18 protein-coding genes are annotated in these 21,003 nt (G+C 74.1%); 14 read left to right on the forward strand and 4 right to left on the reverse strand.

Annotated elements, in window-relative coordinates; all coding sequences use genetic code 11:
* Positions 1 to 367: 367 nt before the first annotated feature.
* From fmt to ACIP67_RS12125, 8 genes are all read left to right on the forward strand, one after another.
* Entirely contained in the window at positions 368 to 1,300 is a 933-nt protein-coding gene (gene fmt / locus ACIP67_RS12090; RefSeq protein ID WP_401690943.1) for a methionyl-tRNA formyltransferase, read from the forward strand.
* A gap of 76 nt (positions 1,301 to 1,376) precedes the next feature.
* Positions 1,377 to 2,801 (forward strand): RsmB/NOP family class I SAM-dependent RNA methyltransferase, encoded by a 1,425-nt coding sequence (locus tag ACIP67_RS12095; protein ID WP_401690945.1) that lies wholly within the window; start codon positions 1,377 to 1,379, stop codon positions 2,799 to 2,801.
* Positions 2,802 to 3,274: 473 nt separating this feature from the next.
* Positions 3,275 to 3,961 (forward strand): ribulose-phosphate 3-epimerase, encoded by a 687-nt coding sequence (rpe, locus tag ACIP67_RS12100; protein WP_401690947.1) that lies wholly within the window; start codon positions 3,275 to 3,277, stop codon positions 3,959 to 3,961.
* A gap of 78 nt (positions 3,962 to 4,039) precedes the next feature.
* Positions 4,040 to 5,083 carry a sugar-binding transcriptional regulator gene (locus ACIP67_RS12105; protein ID WP_401690949.1) on the forward strand — a complete coding sequence of 348 codons (1,044 nt, stop codon included), beginning with the start codon at positions 4,040 to 4,042 and terminating at the stop codon, positions 5,081 to 5,083.
* A gap of 105 nt (positions 5,084 to 5,188) precedes the next feature.
* A complete protein-coding gene (locus ACIP67_RS12110) occupies positions 5,189 to 5,494 on the forward strand; it encodes a barstar family protein (protein WP_389519547.1) in 306 nt (101 codons plus the stop codon).
* A gap of 130 nt (positions 5,495 to 5,624) precedes the next feature.
* Positions 5,625 to 7,064: a GuaB1 family IMP dehydrogenase-related protein gene (locus tag ACIP67_RS12115; RefSeq protein WP_401691003.1), complete on the forward strand. Its 1,440-nt coding sequence runs from the start codon at positions 5,625 to 5,627 to the stop codon at positions 7,062 to 7,064.
* Positions 7,065 to 7,419: 355 nt separating this feature from the next.
* Positions 7,420 to 8,889: an amino acid permease gene (locus ACIP67_RS12120; RefSeq protein WP_401690951.1), complete on the forward strand. Its 1,470-nt coding sequence runs from the start codon at positions 7,420 to 7,422 to the stop codon at positions 8,887 to 8,889.
* A 10-nt stretch (positions 8,890 to 8,899) separates the two neighbouring features.
* Positions 8,900 to 9,352: an Lrp/AsnC family transcriptional regulator gene (locus ACIP67_RS12125; RefSeq protein ID WP_401690953.1), complete on the forward strand. Its 453-nt coding sequence runs from the start codon at positions 8,900 to 8,902 to the stop codon at positions 9,350 to 9,352.
* Positions 9,353 to 9,532: 180 nt separating this feature from the next.
* Here ACIP67_RS12125 and ACIP67_RS12130 read toward each other — a convergent pair whose 3' ends face one another.
* Entirely contained in the window at positions 9,533 to 10,030 is a 498-nt protein-coding gene (locus ACIP67_RS12130; RefSeq protein ID WP_401690955.1) for a hypothetical protein, read from the reverse strand.
* Positions 10,031 to 10,123: 93 nt separating this feature from the next.
* On the opposite strand from ACIP67_RS12130, the gene ACIP67_RS12135 reads away from it, so the two are divergent.
* From ACIP67_RS12135 to ACIP67_RS12145, 3 genes are all read left to right on the forward strand, one after another.
* Positions 10,124 to 11,302 (forward strand): MFS transporter, encoded by a 1,179-nt coding sequence (locus ACIP67_RS12135; RefSeq protein WP_401690957.1) that lies wholly within the window; start codon positions 10,124 to 10,126, stop codon positions 11,300 to 11,302.
* 146 nt (positions 11,303 to 11,448) lie between these two features.
* The gene (locus ACIP67_RS12140) at positions 11,449 to 12,246 is read left to right on the forward strand and encodes a carbon-nitrogen hydrolase family protein (protein WP_401690959.1); all 798 of its coding nucleotides are present in this window, start codon (positions 11,449 to 11,451) and stop codon (positions 12,244 to 12,246) included.
* A 65-nt stretch (positions 12,247 to 12,311) separates the two neighbouring features.
* Positions 12,312 to 14,024, forward strand: coding sequence for a flavin monoamine oxidase family protein (locus ACIP67_RS12145; RefSeq protein WP_401690960.1), 1,713 nt, complete (start codon positions 12,312 to 12,314; stop codon positions 14,022 to 14,024).
* A 6-nt stretch (positions 14,025 to 14,030) separates the two neighbouring features.
* On the opposite strand, the gene ACIP67_RS12150 is transcribed toward ACIP67_RS12145, so the two are convergent.
* Positions 14,031 to 14,747, reverse strand: a complete 717-nt coding sequence (locus ACIP67_RS12150; RefSeq protein ID WP_401690962.1) for a DUF5995 family protein — start codon at positions 14,745 to 14,747, stop codon at positions 14,031 to 14,033.
* Positions 14,748 to 14,889: 142 nt separating this feature from the next.
* Here ACIP67_RS12150 and ACIP67_RS12155 point away from each other — a divergent pair, with 142 nt between their 5' ends.
* Positions 14,890 to 16,032, forward strand: a complete 1,143-nt coding sequence (locus ACIP67_RS12155; RefSeq protein WP_401691005.1) for a glycoside hydrolase family 6 protein — start codon at positions 14,890 to 14,892, stop codon at positions 16,030 to 16,032.
* A gap of 8 nt (positions 16,033 to 16,040) precedes the next feature.
* Here ACIP67_RS12155 and ACIP67_RS12160 read toward each other — a convergent pair whose 3' ends face one another.
* Positions 16,041 to 17,441, reverse strand: coding sequence for a uracil-xanthine permease family protein (locus ACIP67_RS12160; protein WP_401690964.1), 1,401 nt, complete (start codon positions 17,439 to 17,441; stop codon positions 16,041 to 16,043).
* A gap of 143 nt (positions 17,442 to 17,584) precedes the next feature.
* On the opposite strand from ACIP67_RS12160, the gene ACIP67_RS12165 reads away from it, so the two are divergent.
* Positions 17,585 to 18,043 (forward strand): acyl-CoA thioesterase, encoded by a 459-nt coding sequence (locus ACIP67_RS12165; RefSeq protein ID WP_401690966.1) that lies wholly within the window; start codon positions 17,585 to 17,587, stop codon positions 18,041 to 18,043.
* Here ACIP67_RS12165 and ACIP67_RS12170 read toward each other — a convergent pair.
* Positions 18,003 to 19,211: an MFS transporter gene (locus tag ACIP67_RS12170; RefSeq protein WP_401690967.1), complete on the reverse strand. Its 1,209-nt coding sequence runs from the start codon at positions 19,209 to 19,211 to the stop codon at positions 18,003 to 18,005. The two genes, ACIP67_RS12165 and ACIP67_RS12170, sit on opposite strands and share 41 nt — an antisense overlap.
* Positions 19,212 to 19,324: 113 nt before the next feature.
* Here ACIP67_RS12170 and ACIP67_RS12175 point away from each other — a divergent pair, with 113 nt between their 5' ends.
* Complete coding sequence (locus ACIP67_RS12175) at positions 19,325 to 20,611, forward strand: ROK family transcriptional regulator (RefSeq protein WP_401690969.1); 1,287 nt, start codon at positions 19,325 to 19,327, stop codon at positions 20,609 to 20,611.
* Positions 20,612 to 21,003: the final 392 nt, after the last annotated feature.

The raw sequence follows: 21,003 nt of genomic DNA on the forward strand, positions 1-21,003 counted from the left end.
GGCCCGCCGTCCCGCGGCGTTGGGCCCGCCGTCCCGCGGCGTTCGGCCCCCGTCCCGCGGCGTTGGGCCCGCCGTCCCACGCCGACCGGCCCCCGTCCCACGCCGACCGGCCTCCGTCCCGCGGCGATCGGTCCTCGGCCTGCGCCGGATCGGCCCGCCGTCCTACGCCGATCGGTCCCCGTTCCGTGCGCGGCGGGCCCGCTCTCCGGCTTCGGGCTCCGCACGGGCCGTTCCCTGGCCGGACCGCTCCCGGGGGCCGCTCCCGGCGGCGGACGCGTGCCCAGGGGCGTCGCCGGTCCACGTTCCGCTCCCTGGTCATAAACTTGTGCGCTGCCCCGTACCCCGTCCGAGAGGCCCGTGCCCACCCATGAAGCTCGTCTTCGCCGGTACCCCCGAGGTCGCCGTCCCCGCTCTGGACGCCCTGATCGCCTCCGGGCGGCACGAAGTGGCCGCCGTCGTCACGCGGCCCGACGCTCCCGCGGGGCGGGGGCGCCGGCTGGTCGCGTCCCCCGTGGCGCAGCGCGCCGAGGAGGCCGGTATCGAGGTGCTGAAGCCGGCCCGGCCGCGGGAGCCGGAGTTCCTGGAGCGGCTGCGGGAGATCGCCCCCGACTGCTGCCCCGTCGTCGCCTACGGCGCCCTGCTGCCCAGGCCGGCCCTCGACATCCCGGCCCACGGCTGGGTCAACCTGCACTTCTCGCTGCTGCCCGCCTGGCGGGGGGCCGCGCCCGTGCAGCACGCCGTCATGGCGGGGGACGGGATCACCGGCGCCTCCACCTTCCTCATCGAGGAGGGGCTGGACTCCGGGCCCGTCTACGGGACGGTGACGGAGGAGGTCCGTCCCACCGACACCAGCGGGGACCTGCTGACCCGGCTGGCGTTCGCGGGCGCCGGGCTGCTCGCCGCCACCATGGACGGCATCGAGGACGGCACGCTGAAGGCCGTACCGCAGCCGGCCGACGGCGTCACCCTCGCCCCGAAGATCACCGTCGAGGACGCGCGGGTCGACTGGAGCGCCCCGGCGCTGCGCGTGGACCGGGTGGTGCGCGGCTGCACGCCCGCCCCCGGCGCCTGGACCACCTTCCGGGGCGAGCGGCTGAAGCTGGTCCAGGTGCGGCCGTCGCCGGGGCGCGACGACCTCGCCCCCGGCGCGCTCGCCGTCGGCAAGAACAGCGTCCACGTCGGCACCGGGTCGTACGCCGTCGAGCTGCTGTGGGTGCAGGCACAGGGCAAGAAGCCGATGCGGGCGGCGGACTGGGCCCGCGGGGTGCGCATCGCGGACGGCGAGCGCGTCGGGGCGTGACGCTCCCGCACGGCTCCCGGCCCGCCCCACGTAGGCTGAGAGCGTCGTCCTTCCTGCAATCCGGAGCACCTTTTTCGTGAGCGATCAGCCCCGCCGTCCCCGTTCCCGCCCCGCCGGCAAGCCCTACCGGCGGCCCCAGAAGGACCCCGTCCGCATCCTTGCCTTCGAGGCGCTGCGGGCCGTGGACGAGCGGGACGCGTACGCCAACCTCGTGCTGCCGCCGCTGCTGCGCAAGGCGCGCGAACGCGGGGACTTCGACGGGCGGGACGCCGCGCTCGCCACCGAGCTGGTGTACGGGACGCTGCGGCGGCAGGGGACGTACGACGCGATCATCGCCGCCTGCGTCGACCGCCCCCTGCGGGAGGTCGACCCGCCGGTCCTCGACGTGCTCGGACTCGGCGCGCACCAGTTGCTCGGGACGCGGATCCCGAGCCACGCCGCCGTCTCCGCCACCGTCGAGCTGGCGCGGGTGGTGCTCGGCGACGGGCGGGCCAAGTTCGTCAACGCCGTGCTGCGCAAGATCGCCCAGCGCGACTTCGACGCGTGGGTCGAGCAGGTCGCCCCGCCCTACGACGACGATCCCGAGGACCACCTCGCCGTCGTCCACTCCCACCCGCGCTGGGTCGTCTCCGCGCTGTGGGACTCCCTCGGCGGCGGGCGGGCCGGCATCGAGGATCTGCTGGAGGCCGACAACGAGCGGCCCGAGGTGACGCTGGTCGCCCGGCCGGGCCGGGCCACGGTCGACGAGCTGCTGCGCGAGGAGGCCGCCGAACCGGGGCGCTGGTCGCCGTACGCGGTACGGCTCACCGAGGGCGGCGAGCCGGGCGCCGTCGACGCCGTACGGGAGGGCCGCGCGGGCGTGCAGGACGAGGGGAGCCAGCTCGTGGCGCTCGCGCTCGCCCACGCGCCGCTCGACGGACCCGACGAACGGTGGCTCGACGGCTGTGCGGGTCCCGGGGGCAAGGCCGCGCTGCTGGCGGCCCTCGCGGCCGAGCGGGGCGCCGTGCTGCTCGCCTCCGAGAAGCAGCCGCACCGGGCGGGGCTCGTGGCCCGCGCCCTCGACGGCAATCCGGGGCCGTACCAGGTGATCGCCGCGGACGGGACGCGCCCGCCGTGGCGTCCGGGGGTCTTCGACCGGGTGCTGGTGGACGTGCCCTGCACCGGGCTCGGCGCCCTGCGGCGGCGGCCCGAGGCGCGGTGGCGGCGCCGGCCGGAGGACCTCGACGGCTTCGCGCCGCTCCAGCGCGGGCTGCTGCGGACCGCGCTGGAGTCCGTACGGGTCGGGGGCGTCGTCGGGTACGCCACCTGCTCGCCCCACCTGGCGGAGACCCGGGCCGTGGTCTCCGACCTGCTCAAGCAGCACCCGGAGACCGAGCTGATCGACGCCCGGCCGCTGCTGCCGGGCGTGCCGGCGCTGGGCGACGGCCCCGACGTCCAGCTGTGGCCGCATCTGCACGGAACCGACGCGATGTACCTGGCGCTGCTGCGCCGCACCGGCTGACGCCCCCTCCGGCCGACGTCCGCACGGGCCCCGGAACGAGCGCCGCCCTCCACCCGCCTCACCGAGAACCGCCTCGGCCCGGGACGGGATGCGGGCTGCCGCCACAGCACGGGGCACGGCGTACCCGCCAAGGGGCGCGGGGAACTGCGCGAGCAGCCCCGGACGGCCCGCGCTGTTGGCACGACGGCCTCGGCCCGGGACGGGATGCGGGGCGCCGCCACAGCACGGGGCACGGCGTACCCGCCAAGGGGCGCGGGGAACTGCGCGAGCAGCCCCGGACGGCCCGCGCTGTTGGCACGACGGCCTCGGCCCGGGACGGGATGCGGGGCGCCGCCACAGCACGGGGCACGGCGTACCCGCCAAGGGGCGCGGGGAACTGCGCGAGCAGCCCCGGACGGCCCGCGCTGTCCGAACGGCTCTCCGCCCCGGGGACCGATGCCGCCCACCCCCGGAGGGCATGGCAGGCTTGGGGCATGGCCGCGCAGATCAACCCCAGCATCCTGTCCGCCGACTTCGCCCGCCTCGCGGACGAGGCCCGGGCGGTGGAGGGAGCCGACTGGCTCCACGTCGACGTCATGGACAACCATTTCGTCCCGAACCTCACGCTCGGCGTACCGGTCGTAGAGTCACTGGCCCGCGCGACGGACACCCCGCTGGACTGCCATCTGATGATCGAGGCTCCCGATCGGTGGGCCCCGCAGTACGTCGAGGCGGGTGCCTCGTCCGTGACCTTCCACGTCGAGGCGGCCGCCGCGCCCGTGCGACTCGCCCGCGAGATCCGGGCGAAGGGCGCCCGCGCCTCCATGGCGCTCAGGCCCGCGACGCCCATCGAGCCGTACGAGGACCTGCTGCCCGAGCTCGACATGCTGCTGATCATGACGGTCGAACCGGGTTTCGGGGGCCAGGCGTTCCTCGACATCATGCTGCCGAAGATCCGCCGCACCCGCGAGCTGATCAGCAAGCACGGCCTCCAGCTGTGGCTCCAGGTCGACGGCGGCGTCTCGGCCTCGACGATCGAGCAGTGCGCCGACGCGGGCGCGGACGTCTTCGTGGCCGGGTCCGCGGTGTACGGCGCCGAGGACCCGGCGGAAGCGGTCCGTGCCCTGCGCGCACAGGCGGAAGCGGCCACCGCCAAGGCCTCGTGGGCATGCGACCACTGAGCCACAGCTACGTGAACGGCTCTCATCAGGGCTGATCGAGTCCGCCGGATCTGCAAGGATGAACGGCGAATCCAGAGTGTGAACAGCAGTGAGGAGATCGCCGTGTCGGGTATGTCGGCGGGCCGGTCAGCCATGCGGATGGGACCCGCTGAGCTGGTGCAGGCGGCGGCCATGGCCCGCCGCTTCTACCTCGAGGGCAAATCCAAGATCCAGATCGCCGAGGAGTTCGGCGTCAGCCGCTTCAAGGTGGCCAGGGTCCTGGAAACCGCTCTCGAACGGGATCTCGTACGCATCGAGATCCGCGTGCCGGCCGAACTGGACGCCGAGCGCTCGGACGCGCTCCGCGCCCGCTACGGCCTTCGGCACGCCGTCGTGGTCGAGTCCCCGGCCGATGCCGAGGAGACGCCCGACCCCGAGAACCTGGGAGAAGTGGCCGCCGACCTGCTCGGCGAACTCGTGAACGAAGGTGATGTGCTGGGTCTGGCCTGGGGCCGTTCCACGATCCACATGGCGGCGGCGCTGGACCGGCTGCCGCCGTGCACGGTGGTGCAGCTGACGGGCGTGTACGACGCCGGGACCGCCGAGCGCGGCTCCGTCGAGGCCGTCCGCCGCGCCGCCCAGGTGTCCGGCGGCGACGCCCACCCCATCTACGCGCCGATGCTGCTGCCGGACGCGGCCACCGCGGTCGCGCTGCGGCACCAGACCGGGATCGCCCGGGCCTTCGAGTACTTCGACAAGGTCACGGTCGCCTGCGTCTCCATCGGCTCCTGGGAGCCGGGCATCTCCACGGTGCACGACATGCTCAGCGACGAGGAGCGCTCGCACTACGCCTCGCTCGGCGTCGCCGCCGAGATGTCCGCGCACCTCTTCGACGGGGACGGCCGCAGGGTCGGGCGGGACCTGGGCGAGCGGTGCATCACCGTCAAGGCCGACCAGCTCCGCCGTATCCCCGAGGTCGTGGCGATCGCGGGCGGGCAGCGGAAGGCGGCCGCGATCGACGCGGTGCTGCGGTCGGGGCTCGTCACCAGCCTGGTGACGGACACCTCGGCCGCGGACTATCTGATGACGGCCGGATCCCCGCCGAAACCGGCGCTCAACAGGGCGGACCCCGACGGGTCCTGACGGCGGGTCAGTACCGGGGGGTCAGTACCGGGGGGTCAGTACCGGGGGCGGCTGCCCTGCCGCCCCCGGACACCGGACAACACGACGCGTTCAGGCGGTGCCGAGATGACGGAACACGTGCTCACGCTGGACCTCGACGGAATCGGCGGCAAGGCGGACCTGATGGACCGCTGCGCCCGCGACCTGGAGCTGCCCGACTGGTTCCCCCGCAACTGGGACGCCCTCGCCGACAGCCTCACCGGCCTCCCGGACCGGCCCGAGTCGGGGCCGGTCCTGGTCGTCGTACGCAACTGGCGGCCGTACGCGAAGGCGCAGCCGGACGAGTGGGAGATCGCGCAGGAGGTGTTCACGTCCGCGGTGGACCAGGCGCCCGCGCTCTCCGTGGTGCTCGCCCTCGGAGGAACCTCCTAACCGTCCCTGAGCTGCTTGGACGTTCTGTCCGGGCACCGCACCGCGGTCGTCATGGGACAATGAAGTACGTGCTTTTCCCCCTGACCGACCTGTCCGGGGGCCACCTCTGACCGACTGGGATGTGCAGCACGTGCGTTTCCTCAACGACATCCAGCCCGCCTACGACCTGACGTACGACGACGTCTTCATGGTGCCGAGCCGCAGCGCGGTCGGATCGCGTCAGGGCGTGGACCTCAGCTCCCCGGACGGCACGGGCACCACCATCCCGCTGGTCGTCGCCAACATGACCGCCGTCGCCGGCCGCCGCATGGCCGAGACCGTGGCCCGGCGCGGCGGACTCGTGGTGATCCCCCAGGACATCCCGATCGACGTCGTCACCGACGTCATCTCCTGGGTCAAGAGCCGCCACCTCGTGCTGGACACCCCGATCGTGCTCGCGCCGCACCAGACCGTCGCCGACGCGCTGGCCCTGCTGCCCAAGCGGGCGCACGAAGCGGGCGTCGTGGTGGACGAGGACCACGTCCCGGTCGGCGTCGTCACCGACCGGGACCTCACCGGCGTCGACCGCTTCACCCAGCTCTCCGAGGTCATGTCCCGGGACCTGCTGCTCATCGACGCGGACATAGAACCGCGTGAGGCCTTCAACAAGCTCGACGCGGCCAACCGGCGCTACGCCCCCGCCGTCGACGCGGACGGCAGGCTGGCCGGCATCCTCACCCGCAAGGGCGCCCTGCGCGCCACGCTGTACACACCGGCCACCGACGAGCGGGGCCGGCTGCGCATCGCCGCCGCCGTCGGCATCAACGGCGACTTCGCGGCCAAGGCCAAGCTGCTGCTCGACGCGGGCGTCGACACGCTCGTCATCGACACGGCGCACGGCCACCAGGAGTCGATGATCAACGCGATCAGGCTGGTCCGCGACCTCGACCCGCGGGTCCCGATCGTCGCCGGCAACATCGTCTCCGCCGAGGGCGTCAAGGACCTGATCGACGCGGGCGCCGACATCATCAAGGTCGGCGTCGGCCCCGGCGCCATGTGCACCACCCGCATGATGACCGGCGTCGGCCGCCCCCAGTTCTCCGCCGTCCTGGAGTGCGCCGCCGAGGCGCGCAGGTACGGCAGGCACGTGTGGGCCGACGGCGGTGTCCGCCACCCGCGCGACGTCGCCATGGCCCTCGCGGCCGGCGCGTCCAACGTGATGATCGGCTCGTGGTTCGCCGGCACGTACGAGTCGCCGGGCGACCTCCAGCACGACGCGGGCGGCCGTGCCTACAAGGAGTCGTTCGGCATGGCGTCGGCGCGCGCCGTGCGCAACCGCACGTCCGAGGAGTCGGCGTACGACCGCGCCCGCAAGGGACTGTTCGAGGAGGGCATCTCCACCTCCCGCATGTTCCTCGACCCGGACCGCCCCGGCGTCGAGGACCTCGTCGACTCGATCATCGCGGGCGTCCGCTCCTCCTGCACCTACGCCGGCGCCGCCTCCCTGGAGGAGTTCGCCGAGAAGGCCATCGTCGGCGTCCAGAGCGCCGCCGGCTACGCGGAGGGCAAGCCGCTGCACGCCAGCTGGTAGCTCCCCGGGGCCGGCCGGCCGGCCCCGGGCGGTCTGAGCCGGGCCGGGCCGTCCGAGGGCCGCGGGCCCGCCGCGGCCGGTCGCGCCCACGCGGCGCAGCCCCACATCGAGCTCCACCCCGCGCCCCTCGCGGGGCGCATCCAGCCGGCCTGCAACGAACACGTGCCCCTGGCGCGATGAACGCAACAATCTTGCGTGTATGTGCAAGGTTGCTGCATTACGCCTGCGATGCCCCGGCTCGTAGGGTCATGCGCTGTACGTGGCGTGGCGGGGACCCCGCTCGGTGGGTCCCTGCGCAGGCAGGGGTGTCCCCGGTCCCCCTCGCGTCGAGAGGCAGCGACGAAGGAGTCAGCGCGTGCTCGACCAAGGCGCACCCCCGAAGGACCGCACCCAGGCCGCCCCGCCGTCCCCGGGGCTCGGCGCGCGCCTCATGCGGCGCAAGCCCGTGGAGCGCCTGGTCGCCGAGGGGGGCCAGGGCGAGGGAGGGGCCCTGAGGCGCTCCCTGGGGCTGTGGCAGCTCACCATGATCAGCATCGGCGCGACGCTCGGCACGGGCATCTTCGTCGTCCTCGGGGAGGCGGTGCCGAAGGCCGGTCCGGCCGTCACCCTCTCCTTCGTGATCGCCGGACTCACGGCGCTCTTCTCGGCCCTCTCCTACGCCGAGCTGGCCGGCACCATCCCGGTCTCCGGCTCCTCGTACTCGTACGCCTACGCGACGATGGGCGAGCTGATCGCCTGGGTGTGCGGCTGGTGCCTGGTGCTGGAGTACGGCGTGTCGGTGGCCGCCGTGGCCGTCGGCTGGGGCGAGTACCTCAACGAACTCCTCGACGGGACCGTCGGCGTCACCCTCCCGGACGCGCTGTCCGCCCCGCCCGGCGACGGAGGCGTCTTCAACCTGCCCGCGCTGATCGTCGTCCTCCTCGCGATGGCCTTCCTGCTCGGCGGGGCCCGTGAGTCCGCCCGCGCCAACACCGTCATGGTCGTCGTGAAGATCGCCGCGCTGGTGCTGTTCTGCGCGATCGGCGTCCAGGGCTTCCGCTCCGGCAACTACGAGAACTTCATGCCGCTCGGCATGGCGGGCGTCAGTGCCGCCGGGGCGACGCTCTTCTTCTCGTACATCGGCTTCGACGCCGCCTCCACCGCCGGGGAGGAGGCGAAGAACGCCCAGCGCGACCTGCCTCGCGCGATCATGCTGTCGCTCGTCATCGTGACGGCGCTGTACGTCCTCGTCGCCGCCGTCGCCGTCGGGGCGCGCCCCTGGGAGGGCTTCGCCGACTCCGAGGCCGCGCTCGCCCAGATCATGCGCGAGGTCACCGGGCAGACGTTCTGGGGCACCCTGCTGGCGTTCTGCGCCGTCATCGCCATCGCCAGCGTCGTCCTGACCGTGCTCTACGGCCAGACCCGCGTCCTGTTCGCCATGTCCCGGGACGGGCTCGTGCCCCAGGTGTTCTCCCGCGTCCACCCCCGGACCGGCACGCCCCGCGCCAACACGCTGATCGTGTCCCTGTTCTGCGGTGTCCTGGCCGCCGCCGTCCCGCTCGGCCGGCTCGCCGACGCCACCAGCATCGGCACCCTCTTCGCGTTCGCGCTGGTCAACGTGGCCGTCGTGGTGCTGCGCCGGACCCGGCCCGAGATGCCCCGCACCTTCCGCGTGCCGCTGTCGCCGGTGCTGCCCGCGCTCGGCTTCGGCTTCTGCGTGTGGATGGCGGTCAGTCTGTCCGCCGTCACCTGGGTGGTCTTCGGGGTCTGGATGGCGGTGGGCCTCGTGGTCTACTTCCTGTACGGCCACCGCCGCTCCCGACTCGCCCCGTCCGAAGTGAAGTGAACCCCCCGCAGTGCTGAACGACCTCGACGAACGCATCGTGCACGCCCTGGCCGAGGACGCCCGCCGCTCCTACGCCGACATCGGGCAGCTCGTCGGCCTGTCCGCGCCCGCCGTCAAACGGCGGGTGGACCGGCTGCGCGCCACCGGCGCCATCACCGGGTTCACGGTGCGCGTCGACCCGGCGGCCCTCGGCTGGGAGACCGAGGGGTTCGTCGAGATCCACTGCCGCCGCAACACCTCGCCGGAGACCATCCAGCGGGGCCTGGAGCGCTACCAGGAGGTCGTCGCCGCCTCCACCGTCACCGGGGAGGCGGACGCGATCGCCCAGGTCTTCGCCGCCGACATGCGCCACTTCGAGCGGGTGCTGGAGCGGATCGCGGGGGAGCCGTTCGTCGAGCGCACGAAGTCCGTGCTGGTGCTCTCCCCGCTGCTGCGCCGCTTCTCGTCGGGCTCGCCCGCCTGAATCGCCCGCCCGCCTGATTCACCCGCCCGCCGGGACCGGCGGGCGGCGGCCTGGCGTCGCCGGATCGCCGGCCTTCGGCCCGGTGTCGCCCGAGCACAGGCTCTCCGTCCGTCAGTGCCGGAGGCCAGGCTTTCCGCCCGGCAGTGCCGGAGGCCAGGCTCTCCGTCCGGCAGCGCCTGCTCACAGGCCTTCCGCCCGGCGGCCGATCGACGACAGCAGCCGTCCGGTGAGGAGGGCGTGTGCGCCCGTGCGGATGACGAGCAGCCGGTAGAGGGCGCCGCCCGGGCCGGGGAACCTGGCCCGGGTCTCCGCCCGCAGCCGGGTGCGGCCCGCGCCGGCCTCGTCGAGGCGGAAGACCAGGGCGTACGTGGAGAAGTGGTGCCGCCCCGTCAGGACCAGCTTCCGGACCGGGGTCGCGGAGTCCACCCGGAAACCGGGCCACACCGAGCCCTCGGCCGGTGGCCGGGGACCGGACGCCGTGCGGTGCGGGCAGCCCACCAGGCGGGCGTACCCGGAGCCGAAGGCTCCGTCCAGGACGTCACCGACGGCGCGCCAGACGGCGTCGGCGTCCGCCGCGACGAGCTCCGTCCGCTCGTCGACGTACGGCAGCGCGGCGATCTCCATCGAGTCCTCGTTCCCCTGCGCGGCGGGACCTGACCCGCCTACCATCAGATCCATGACCTGGCGACATTGATACACCCGCCGTGCCTCCCGAGGGCCGCCCCGGACGCCGTACCCCCGACGTCCGAACCGCCCGCCCGGGAAGGCCTCATGACACTCTCACCCGCGCCCGTGCCCGCCACCGGCGTCCGCCGGCTGACGGCCACGCTGTACGGCTACGCGTTCCTCGACGACTTCGTGCTGCTCTACCCGGTGTACGCGCTGCTGTTCGCCGACACCGGCCTCGCGCTCTGGCAGATCTCCTCCCTCTTCGCCCTCTGGTCGATCACCGGCGTGCTGCTGGAGGTGCCCTCCGGCGTCTGGGCCGACGCCGTCTCGCGCCGGCTGCTGCTGTGGCTCGGCCCGCTGCTCACCGCCGTCGGCTTCGCCCTGTGGGTGGCCGTCCCCTCGTACGGGTCCTTCGCCCTCGGCTTCGTCCTGTGGGGCGCGGGCGGGGCGCTCGGCTCCGGTGCGCTGGAGGCGCTGGTGTACGACGAGCTGGACCGGCTCGGCGCCGCCGACCGGTACGCGCGGGTCATGGGCCGCTCCCGCGCGGCACGCCTGCTCGCCACCCTGGGCTCGGCGGGGCTCGCCGGCCCCGTCCTGGCGGCGGGCGGCCACGCGGCCGTCGGCGCGGCGAGCGTCGTGGCCTGTCTGCTGGCCGCGGCGACGGCGGCCCGGTTCCCGGAGCACCGGACGCGGCCGGGGACCGCCGCGGACGGCTGGGCGACGACCCTGCGCACCGGGTTCGCCGAAGTCCGCCGGGACCGTTCCGTCCGCGGCGCCCTCCTGCTCGTCCCCGCCGTGGCCGCCGTGTGGGGAGCGCTCGACGAGTACACGCCCCTGCTCATCCGCGACCTCGGGGTGGCGGAGGCGACGGTGCCGCACCTGGTCCTGCTGATCTGGGGCGCGGTCACGGTCGCGAGCCTGCTGACCGGACCGGCCGAACGCCTCGGCACGACCGGCCTCGCGACCCTGCTGGCGGGCGCCGCGCTCGCCCTGGCCGCGGGAGCCCTGGCCGGGAGCCCGGCCGGCATCGCCCTGGTGGGCCTCGCCTTCGGCGGCTTCCAGATCGCCGAGGTGCTCGTCGACGTCCGGCTCCAGCACCGCCTCGACGCATCCCGCCGGGCCACCCTCACCTCCCTCGCGAGCCTGGGCACCGAACTGGTCACGGTCGCCACGTTCGGCGCGTACGCGGTGCTCGGTGCACGAGCCGCCCACAGCACGGTCTTCGCGGTGCTGGCGGTGCCCTACCTCGTGACGGAACTGGCCCTGCGCGGCCGCCGCTGAGCCCGTGCAACGAATCGCCGCCGGCCCGCCGCCGCACGCAACGAACCGCTCACCGGAGCGCAACGGCTGCTCCTTGTCCGCCCTGGTCAGGCGCCCGTAGCGTCTACCTGGCCCCCGACCCCCTCCGTACCGGTGAGGAATCACGCATGCGCACCGCCCTGCTCCAGAGCTCCGGCCGCCCCGGCTCGGTCGCCGGGAACCTCCAGGTTCTCGACGAGGCCGCGGGCCGGGCCGCCGCCGCGGGCGCCGGGCTGCTCGTCGCGCCGGAGATGTTCCTCACCGGGTACGCGATCGGCGACGACATCGCCCGCCTCGCCGAGCCCGCCGACGGCGACTCCGCCGACGCGGTCGCGGCCATCGCGTCCCGGCACGGGCTGGCGCTCGCCTACGGCTACCCCGAGCGGGACGGCGAGGCGGTCCACAACGCCGTCCAGCTGATCTCCGCCGACGGCACCCGCCTGGCCGGCTACCGCAAGACCCACCTCTTCGGCTGCTTCGAACGCGACCACTTCACGCCCGGCGGGCAGCCGGTCGTCCAGGCCGAGCTGAACGGCCTCACCGTCGGCCTGGTGATCTGCTACGACGTCGAGTTCCCGGAGAACGTCCGCGCCCACGCCCTGGCCGGCACGGACCTGCTGGTGGTGCCGACGGCGCAGATGCACCCCTTCCAGTTCGTCGCCGAGTCGGTGATCCCGGTGCGCGCCTTCGAGAACCAGATGTACGTCGCGTACGTCAACCGGGTCGGCCCGGAAGGCGAGTTCGAGTTCGTCGGGCTCTCCACCCTGGCCGGCCCCGACGGGGTCGCCCGTGCCCGCGCCGGACGCGGTGAGGAACTGCTCCTCGCCGACGCCGACCCCGTGTTCCTCGCCGCCTCCCGCGAGGCGAACCCGTACCTCCTGGACCGCCGCCCCGGCCTCTACGGGTCCCTGGTCCGAACCCCCTGATCTTCCCCTGATCTCCCCCTGATCTTTCTGTGCCTCTTCCCGTGCCGCAAGGAGTCCGTACCCCCATGACGTCCACCGTGCCCAACGCCGTAGAGCACGCCGACGAGCAGCAGCCGCCGATCACCATGTTCGGCCCGGACTTCCCGTACGCCTACGACGACTTCCTCGCCCACCCGGCCGGGCTCGGCCAGGTGCCGGCGACCGAGCACGGCACCGAGGTGGCGGTCGTCGGCGGCGGTTTGTCCGGGATCGTGGCCGCGTACGAGCTGATGAAGATGGGCCTGCGGCCCGTGGTCTACGAGGCCGACCGGATCGGCGGCCGGCTGCGGACCGTCGGCTTCGAGGGCTGCGACCCGTCCCTGACCGCCGAGATGGGCGCCATGCGCTTCCCGCCGTCGTCCACGGCGCTCCAGCACTACATCGACCTGGTGGGCCTTCAGACCCGGCCCTTCCCCAACCCGCTCGCCGAGGCGACTCCGTCGACCGTCGTCGACCTCAAGGGCGAGACCCACTACGCCGAGACGCCCGACGACCTCCCGCAGGTCTACCGAGACGTCGCCGACGCCTGGAACCGGTGCCTCGAAGAGGGCGCCGACTTCTCCGACATGAACCGTGCCCTGCGCGAGCGGGACGTGCCGCGCATCCGGGAGATCTGGGCGAGGCTCGTCGAGAAGCTCGACAACCAGACCTTCTACGGCTTCCTCTGCGACTCCGAGGCCTTCGGCTCCTTCCGCCACCGCGAGATCTTCGGCCAGGTCGGCTTCGGCACGGGCGGCTGGGACACCGACTTCCCCAACTCAATCCTGGAGATCCTGCGGGTCGTCTACACCGAGGCCGACGACCACCACCGCGGCATCGTCGGCGGCTCCCAGCAGCTTCCGCTGCGCCTGTGGGAGCGCGAGCCGGAGAAGATCGTGCACTGGCCGTACGGCACCTCGCTGGCCGCGCTGCACGAGGGCGGCGAGCCCCGCCCGGCGGTGACCCGGCTGCACCGCACCGCGGGCAACGGGATCACGGTGACCGACGCGAACGGCGACATCCGCACCTACCGGGCGGCCGTCTTCACCGCCCAGTCGTGGATGCTGCTGTCGAAGATCGCCTGCGACGACTCGCTCTTCCCGATCGACCACTGGACCGCGATCGAGCGGACCCACTACATGGAGAGCTCCAAGCTCTTCGTGCCGGTGGACCGGCCGTTCTGGCGGGACGAGGCGGTCGACGACAGGGGGAACCCGACCGGGCGTGACGTGATGTCGATGACGCTCACCGACCGTATGACCCGCGGCACCTACCTGCTCGACGACGGTCCCGACAAGCCGGCCGTGATCTGCCTGTCGTACACCTGGTGCGACGACAGCCTCAAGTGGCTGCCGCTGTCCGCGAACGAGCGGATGGAGGTCATGCTGAAGTCGCTCGGCGAGATCTACCCGAACGTCGACATCAGGAAGCACGTCATCGGCAACCCGGTGACGGTCTCCTGGGAGAACGAGCCCTACTTCATGGGGGCGTTCAAGGCCAACCTGCCCGGCCACTACCGCTACCAGCGGCGCCTGTTCACCCACTTCATGCAGGACCGGCTGCCCGAGGACAAGCGGGGCGTCTTCCTCGCCGGCGACGACATCTCCTGGACGGCCGGCTGGGCCGAGGGCGCCGTGCAGACCGCGCTGAACGCCGTCTGGGGGGTCATGCACCACTTCGGCGGATCGACCGACGCGGCCAACCCGGGCCCCGGCGACGTGTTCGACGAGATCGCGCCGGTGGAACTGCCGGAGGACTGACGGCGGTCACTCCGGCCGGGCGGGCAGCGGTGTCAGCAGCATGCGGCCCGCGAAACCGACCGCCGCGTCGAGGCGGTCGGTGAACTCCTCGGCGAGGTCCGGGAGCCGGCGCAGGGCCCACAGGGCGCGGGCCGCGGACCAGGTTGCGTCGCGGGCGCGCTCCAGGCTCCAGGCGCCGAGGAGGTGGGTGAGCGGGTCCGCGATCTGGAGCAGGTCGGGGCCCGGCATCAGCTCTTCGCGGATGCGTTCCTCCAGCGCGACGAGGAGATCGCCCACACGGTCGAACTCGTCCTCCAGGTCGGCCGGTTCGCAGCCGAGGCTACGACAGGCGTCCACGACGGCGAGCGCGAGGTCGTGGCCGATGTGCGCGTTGATGCCCGCGAGCGCGAACTGCAGCGGCCGTACGCCGGGATGGCGGCGGAGCTGGAACAGCGGGCGCCAGCAGGCCGGCGGACGACGGTCACCGGCGGCCGCGTCCACGGCCGTGAGGTAGCGCTCCGCGAAGCGGACGTCCAGCGTGATCGCGGCCCGCGCGTCCGGGAACCGGCCCGCCTCGATCCGCCGGCCGACCTCCTCCGTGACGGCGAGGTAGACGCGGTTGAAGACCGCGATCCCGTCCCGGGCCGGCAGGCCGGCGTCGAGGGCGCGCATCCGGCGGAGCACCCCGCCGAGGGCGGCGCCGGGAGTGTCCAGGGGTGGGGCGAACTGTTCCGAGTGCGGCATGGGGGAAGGGTGGCAGCCCTAGGCTGGCCCGCGGGCCGACGGCACCGGTGCTTCCCCGGAACGGGGGAACGGGGCCGTCGCGCGGGAGGGGGAACAGCACGTGCGGCACTCGCGCGACGGGAAGACCGTCCGGCGGGGCGCCATGGTGGCCGTCGCCTCGGCGGTGGTCGCCCTGGCCACGGCGGCCGGGATGGTCACGGCGCTGGGCGACGCCGGTGACGGGGGCGACGGACGGGACGCCGACCGGGCCCGGCCCCGGGCCGCCGCCCGCGCCTCGGCCCCGCCACCGGCGTCGTCCTCGCCGGTGTCCTCGCCCACCGTGTCCCGCTCCGCCTCGCCGTCCGCGCGGGCGCGGACCCCGGCCCCGGCGGTACGGACGACGGCGCCCTCGGCCGCCGAGGGCGGGCAGCGGCGGACCGCCGGCCTGTACGTCCACCCGGACTCCCAGGTCCGGGACTGGCTCCGCGCCCACCCCGGTGACGCGCGCCGGACCGTCATCGAGTCCCGCGTCGCGAGCCGGCCGGCCGCAGTGTGGTTCGCCGACTACGCGCCCGCGACGATCACCTCCCGGGTCCGTGCGGTCACCTCGGGGGCGGCCGCCCGGGGCCGGGTGCCGGTCCTGGTGCCGTACGCGATCCCGGACCGCGACTGCGGCGGGGCCTCCGGCGGAGGGGCGCCCGACCTCGACGCCTACGGCGCCTGGATCGACCGGTTCGCCGCCGGGCTCGGCTCGGGGGAGGTCGTGGTGGTCCTGGAGCCCGACTCGATCGCCCAGACCGACTGCCTCTCCGAGGGGCGGCGGGCCGCCCGGTTCGCCGCGCTGGCCCGGGCCGGCCGCGTCCTGAAGGCGGCGAACCCGAGGACGCGCGTCTACTACGACGCCGGCCACTCGCACTGGCACGCCCCCGCGCACCAGGCCGCCCTGCTGCACCGGGCCGGAGCCGGCTCCGCCGCCTCGGCGGGGATCTTCAGCAACGTCTCCAACTTCCGCGCCACGGCCGACGAGATCGCCTACGACCGGCGGGTCCTCGACGCGCTCCGCGCCCTGGGCGGGCGCGGGGACCTGGGCGCCGTGGTCGACACCAGCCGCAACGGCAACGGCCCGCCCGCCGACGGCCAGTGGTGCGACCCCGACGGCCGCAGGATCGGGCGGGCCCCCACCCTCGCCACCGGCGAGGCCCGCGTCGACGCCTACCTGTGGGTGAAGCTCCCCGGCGAGTCCGACGGCTGCAAGGGGGCGCCGGGCACCTTCAGCCCGTCGTACGCCTACGAACTCGCCCGTTGACCGCCCGGTCAGGCGTGCGGCCGGTCCTGCGGCCGGTCCTCCGTGTCGTACGACGACGTGCCCTCGTCCAGCAGGGGCTCCTGCGGCTTGAGATGAGCGGGGGCGAAGGCGCGCAGGGAGTGGTAGCCGGTGATGACGACGAGGGTGCCGAGGGCGATGCCGCTGAGGGAGAAGGTGTCGGTGAACTCCATGGTGACGTTGCCGACGCCGATGATGATGCCCGCGGCGGCGGGGACCAGGTTGAGCGGGTTGCGCAGGTCGACCCCCGCGGTGATCCAGATCTGCGCGCCGAGCAGGCCGATCATGCCGTACAGGATGACGGTGATGCCGCCGAGGACCCCGCCGGGGATCGCGGCCACCACCGCGCCGAACTTGGGGCACACGCCGAACAGCAGCGCGAAGCCGGCGGCGGCCCAGTAGGCGGCGGTGGAGTAGACCCGGGTCGCGGCCATCACGCCGATGTTCTCGGAGTACGTGGTGTTGGGCGGGCCGCCGACCGCGGTGGACAGCACCGAGCCGACGCCGTCGGCCGCGATCGCCGTGCCCAGCTTGTCGTCGAGCCGCTTGCCGGTCATCTCGCCGACCGCCTTGACGTGTCCCGCGTTCTCCGCGACCAGGGCGATGACGACCGGGAGCGCGACCAGGATCGCCGACCACTCGAAGGACGGGCCGTGGAAGGAGGGCAGGCCGATCCAGTCGGCCCGGCCGACGCCGGAGAGGTCGAGCCGCCAGTGGTCGGTGATCCTGCCGCTCGCGTCCGCGGAGTGGATCCGGCCGAACACCTGGTCGAACAGCCAGGAGATGCCGTAGCCGAAGACCAGACCCAGGAAGATCGCGACACGGGACCAGAAACCGCGCAGGCAGACCACGGCCAGACCGGTGAACAGCATGACCAGCAGGGCCGTCCACTGGTCCTGCGGCCAGTAGGTGCTGGCGGTGACCGGGGCGAGGTTGAAGCCGATCAGCATCACGACCGCGCCCGTCACGATCGGTGGCATCGCGGCGTGGATGATCCGCGCGCCGAAGCGCTGCACGGCCAGCCCCACCAGGAACAGGGCCACTCCGACGACGAGGACCGCGCCGGTGACGGTGGCGCTCGTGCCGCCCTGCGCGCGGATGACCGCGGCGACGCCCACGAAGGACAGGGAGCAGCCGAGGTAGCTGGGCACCCGGCCGCGGGTGGCGAGGAGGAAGATGACGGTCGCGACGCCCGACATCATGATCGCCAGGTTGGGGTCGAGGCCCATCAGGACGGGGGCGACGAAACTCGCCCCGAACATGGCCACCACGTGCTGTGCGCCGAGTCCGACCGTACGGGGCCAGGAGAGCCGTTCGTCGGGGCGGACGACCGCGCCGGGCGCCGGCGTGCGTCCGTCGCCGTGCAGTTTCCAGCGGACGCCAAGATCCATGGTGCGGTTTCGCTTTCGTTCGTATGGTGCGGGTGCGCGGCCATTGTCGCGTGAAAACGGAGGGTGAGCGGCCGCTTAGGATGGGGGCGGTTGTCCCGTACACCCATCCTTCCCCGCCGTCCCGCACCTCAGGAGCCCCACCCGTGACCGCCGAAGCCCCGACCGCCCCCGCCCTGTCGTACGGCCGGATGGTCCCCGTCACCGTCCACTTCGACGACCTGGACGCGCTCGGACTGCTGCACAACGCCCGCTACCCGCTGCTGGTCGAGCGTGCCTGGACCGAGCTGTGGCAGGGCCACGGGGTGCGCTTCGAGGGCGACTGGGCCGCGGCCGGGGACGCCTGCAACGCGGTCAAGGAACTGCGCGTCACCTACGAGGCCCCGGTGACCCGGCCGGGCGCGTACGCCGTCCACCTGTGGCTGGAACGGCTCGGCACGACCGGTCTGACCTACGGCTTCCGGTTCTGCTCGCCCGACGGCGCGGTGACGTACGCCCACGGCACCCGGGTCCTCGTCCGGCTGGACGCGGCGACCATGCGGCCGGCGCCGTGGAGCGCGACGCTCAGGGACGCGGGCCGGGAACTGCTGCGTCCGGCCGGCTGACCCGCGGCCGGTCGCGCCCGCCCGCGCGCAGGACCGTGGCGAAGGCCACCAGTCCGGCGGCCAGCGTCGTCACCAGCAGGAACGACACCGTCAGACTGGTCGCCTGCGCCAGACCGCCGATGGCGCTCGGCGCGATCAGTCCCGAGGTGTAGGTGATCGTGGCGACGCCCGCGATGGCCTGACTCGGATGGGGGCCGCTGCGGCCCGCCGCCGCGAAGCAGAGCGGGACGACGACGGCGATCCCCAGGCCCATGAGCGCGAACCCGCCGATCGCGACGGCGGGACCGTCCGCCAGGACGATGAGCAGACCTCCGGCGACGCCGAGGACGCCGCCGGCGCGGACCGTCCGCACGGCCCCGTACCGGTCCACGACCCGGTCGCCGGCGATCCGCGCGAGCGCCATGGTGAGCGTGAAGCCCGTCGTGCACGCGGCGGCGACCCCGGCCGAGGAGCCGAGCCGGTCGCGCAGGTAGACCGCCGACCAGTCCAGGCTCGCGCCCTCCGCGAACACCGCGCAGAAGCCCACGGCGCCGATGAGCAGCGCCGACCTCGGCGGCAGGGCGAACCGCGGCGGCGGCTCCTCGTCCTCGGCGGGCTGGAGGTCGAGCACCCAGCCGCACGCCGCCACCCCCACCGCGGTCAGCACCGCCGCCGCCAGCAGGTGGTGCAGGCGGGCGTCCGAGCCGAGGTGCGCGGCGAGCGTCCCGCCGGCCGAGCCGAGCAGGGCGCCCGCGCTCCACATGCCGTGCAGGCCGGACATGATCGACCGGCCGAGTCGGTCCTCGACCTCCACGCCGAGCGCGTTCATCGCCACGTCCGCCATGCCCGCCGTCGCGCCGTAGGTGAACAGGGCCAGGCACAGGGTCGCCAGGTTCGGGGCGAGGGACGGCAGGACCAGGGACAGCGTCCACAGGGCGATCAGTCCGCGCAGCGCGCTGCGGGCGCCGAACCGGTGGCTGAGGCGGCCGGCGAGCGGCATCGCGACCGACGCGCCGAGCGCGGGGAAGGCGAGCGCGAGGCCGAGCTGACCGGCGCTGACCGAGGCGTGGTCCTGGATCCACGGCACCCGGGTGGCGAACGAGCCGGTGACCGCGCCGTGCACGGTGAACACGGCGGCCACGGCGTACCGGGCCCGCCTCACCTCGGGTCGGCCCTTCACGTCGCTCATCCTCCACCCTCCCTGATTCCACTCCGGAGCCGTAAACTATCAGGAAGCCTGCCTGATAAATAGTGGGGTCGTCCGGGCGTGACGTCCCGGCGCCCCGTGGGAGGATTCGCCGCATGCCCGCATCCCCGAGCACCGCCCGGGCCATCAACGACCGGCTCGCCCTGCGGTTGATGCAGGAGCAGGGCCCGCTGACGGCAGGGCAGCTCAAGCAGCTCACCGGCCTGTCCCGGCCCACCGTCGCCGACCTCGTTGAACGCCTCACCGCCTCCGGCCTGATCGAGGTCGTCGGCGAGGCCGGCGAACAGCGCCGCGGCCCGAACGCCAGGCTCTACGGCATCGTCGCCGACCGCGCCCACCTCGCCGCCCTGGACGTGCGCACGGAGGGCGTCGCCGTCCTCGTGTCCGACCTGGTCGGCCGGGTGCGTGCCGAGGCGTCCGTGCCGATCGGCGGCGACACCGGCACCGGTCCCGCCGTGGAACAGGCGGTGACGCTGGTCGAGCGGGCGGTCAAGGAGGCCGGAGCCGACCGGCTGCACACCGTCGGCATCGGCGCGCCCGGCCTGATCGACCCCGCCGGCGGCGAACTGCGCGACTCCGGCGGCCTGCCCGCCTGGCACCGCCGCCTGGTCGCCGCCCTCCAGGAACGGCTGCCCGGGGCCCGCGTCAGCATCGAGAACGAGACCAATCTCGCCGCCCTCGCCGAACAGCGCGAGGGCGCCGCCCGCGACCGCGACACCTTCGCCCTGCTCTGGCTCGGCCACGGCACGGGCGGCGCCGTCGTCCTCGACGGCACCCTGCGCCGGGGCGCCTCCGGCGGCACCGGGGAGATCGGCTTCCTCCCGGTACCCGGCACGGGCGGCCTGCCCTCGGCGACGGACAGCGAGGGCGGCTTCCACTCCCTGGCCGGATCGGCGGCGATCGTCGCGCTGGCGGGGGAGCACGGACTGGGCGCGCGGCCCGAGGGGAGCGAACCGGCGGGGGCCGCGGCGGTACGGGCCGCGGTACGGGCGGTGGGCGAGGCCCACGGCGGGGCGGACCCGGCGTACGCCCGTGCGGGGGCTCGCGGGGACGGCGGGTGCCCCGCTCCGCTCCCCGCGGCCGTGCGGCAGGAGGCGTCCGCCCGTGAGGCCGCCCGCTTCCTCGACGCGCTCGCCGACCGCCTGGCCCTGGGAGCCGCCTGTGTCGTCGCCGTCCTCGACCCCGGCTGCGTCGTCCTCGGAGGCGAGATCGGACAGGCCGGCGGGCAGGCACTCGCGAGCCGGGTGGCGGAACGGCTGCGGCGGATGACCCCGCTGCCGACCGAGGTGCGGCCGAGCGGCCTGGGCGGGGGCGCGGTGCTCCGCGGGGCGCTCCTCACGGCCAGGCAGTCCGCGCAGGAGGAATTGTTCGGCACGCCGTGAGGGGGCGAGGTCGTGGTCGGGGGGCGAGCCGTCGGAGGCGCCCCCGACGTCCGGCCGGGGCGATTTGGAGGGGATCGGGCGGGGCGATCCGTACGGGGCCGGGCGGGGTGATCCGTACGGGGCCGGGCGGGGCGATCCGTACGGGGCCGGGCGGGGCGATCCGTACGGGATCGATCCCCTAGGGCGCTTCTGACGGATCTCCGCGGCGTCGCGACGCCCGGCACGCCACCTCACCGCACGGCGCGAAGGGCCAGGTGGCTCCGCCACACTTCTCCCACGGAGATCCGTCAGAAGCGCCCTAGTGACCTGAGTCGGAGATTCGTCGGCAGTAGGCGGCGACTTTGTCGAGGATCTCGTCGGCGGTCTTCGTCCAGACGAACGGCCTGGGGCGC

This window comes from Streptomyces sp. NPDC088812, from assembly GCF_044750285.1.
Classification (GTDB): Bacteria; Actinomycetota; Actinomycetes; order Streptomycetales; family Streptomycetaceae; genus Streptomyces.

Bases quoted from the DNA above. Each gene is read 5' to 3' on its own strand.
- ACIP67_RS12140 (WP_401690959.1), top strand. From the start codon at position 11,449: ATGCGCACCGCCCTGCTCCAGAGCTCCGGCCGCCCCGGCTCGGTCGCC.
- ACIP67_RS12145 (WP_401690960.1), top strand. From the start codon at position 12,312: ATGACGTCCACCGTGCCCAACGCCGTAGAGCACGCCGACGAGCAGCAG.
- ACIP67_RS12150 (WP_401690962.1), bottom strand. From the start codon at position 14,747: ATGCCGCACTCGGAACAGTTCGCCCCACCCCTGGACACTCCCGGCGCC.
- ACIP67_RS12110 (WP_389519547.1), top strand. From the start codon at position 5,189: ATGACGGAACACGTGCTCACGCTGGACCTCGACGGAATCGGCGGCAAG.
- ACIP67_RS12130 (WP_401690955.1), bottom strand. From the start codon at position 10,030: ATGGATCTGATGGTAGGCGGGTCAGGTCCCGCCGCGCAGGGGAACGAG.
- ACIP67_RS12160 (WP_401690964.1), bottom strand. From the start codon at position 17,441: ATGGATCTTGGCGTCCGCTGGAAACTGCACGGCGACGGACGCACGCCG.
- ACIP67_RS12135 (WP_401690957.1), top strand. From the start codon at position 10,124: ATGACACTCTCACCCGCGCCCGTGCCCGCCACCGGCGTCCGCCGGCTG.
- fmt (WP_401690943.1), top strand. From the start codon at position 368: ATGAAGCTCGTCTTCGCCGGTACCCCCGAGGTCGCCGTCCCCGCTCTG.
- rpe (WP_401690947.1), top strand. From the start codon at position 3,275: ATGGCCGCGCAGATCAACCCCAGCATCCTGTCCGCCGACTTCGCCCGC.
- ACIP67_RS12170 (WP_401690967.1), bottom strand. From the start codon at position 19,211: ATGAGCGACGTGAAGGGCCGACCCGAGGTGAGGCGGGCCCGGTACGCC.
- ACIP67_RS12155 (WP_401691005.1), top strand. From the start codon at position 14,890: ATGGTGGCCGTCGCCTCGGCGGTGGTCGCCCTGGCCACGGCGGCCGGG.
- ACIP67_RS12175 (WP_401690969.1), top strand. From the start codon at position 19,325: ATGCCCGCATCCCCGAGCACCGCCCGGGCCATCAACGACCGGCTCGCC.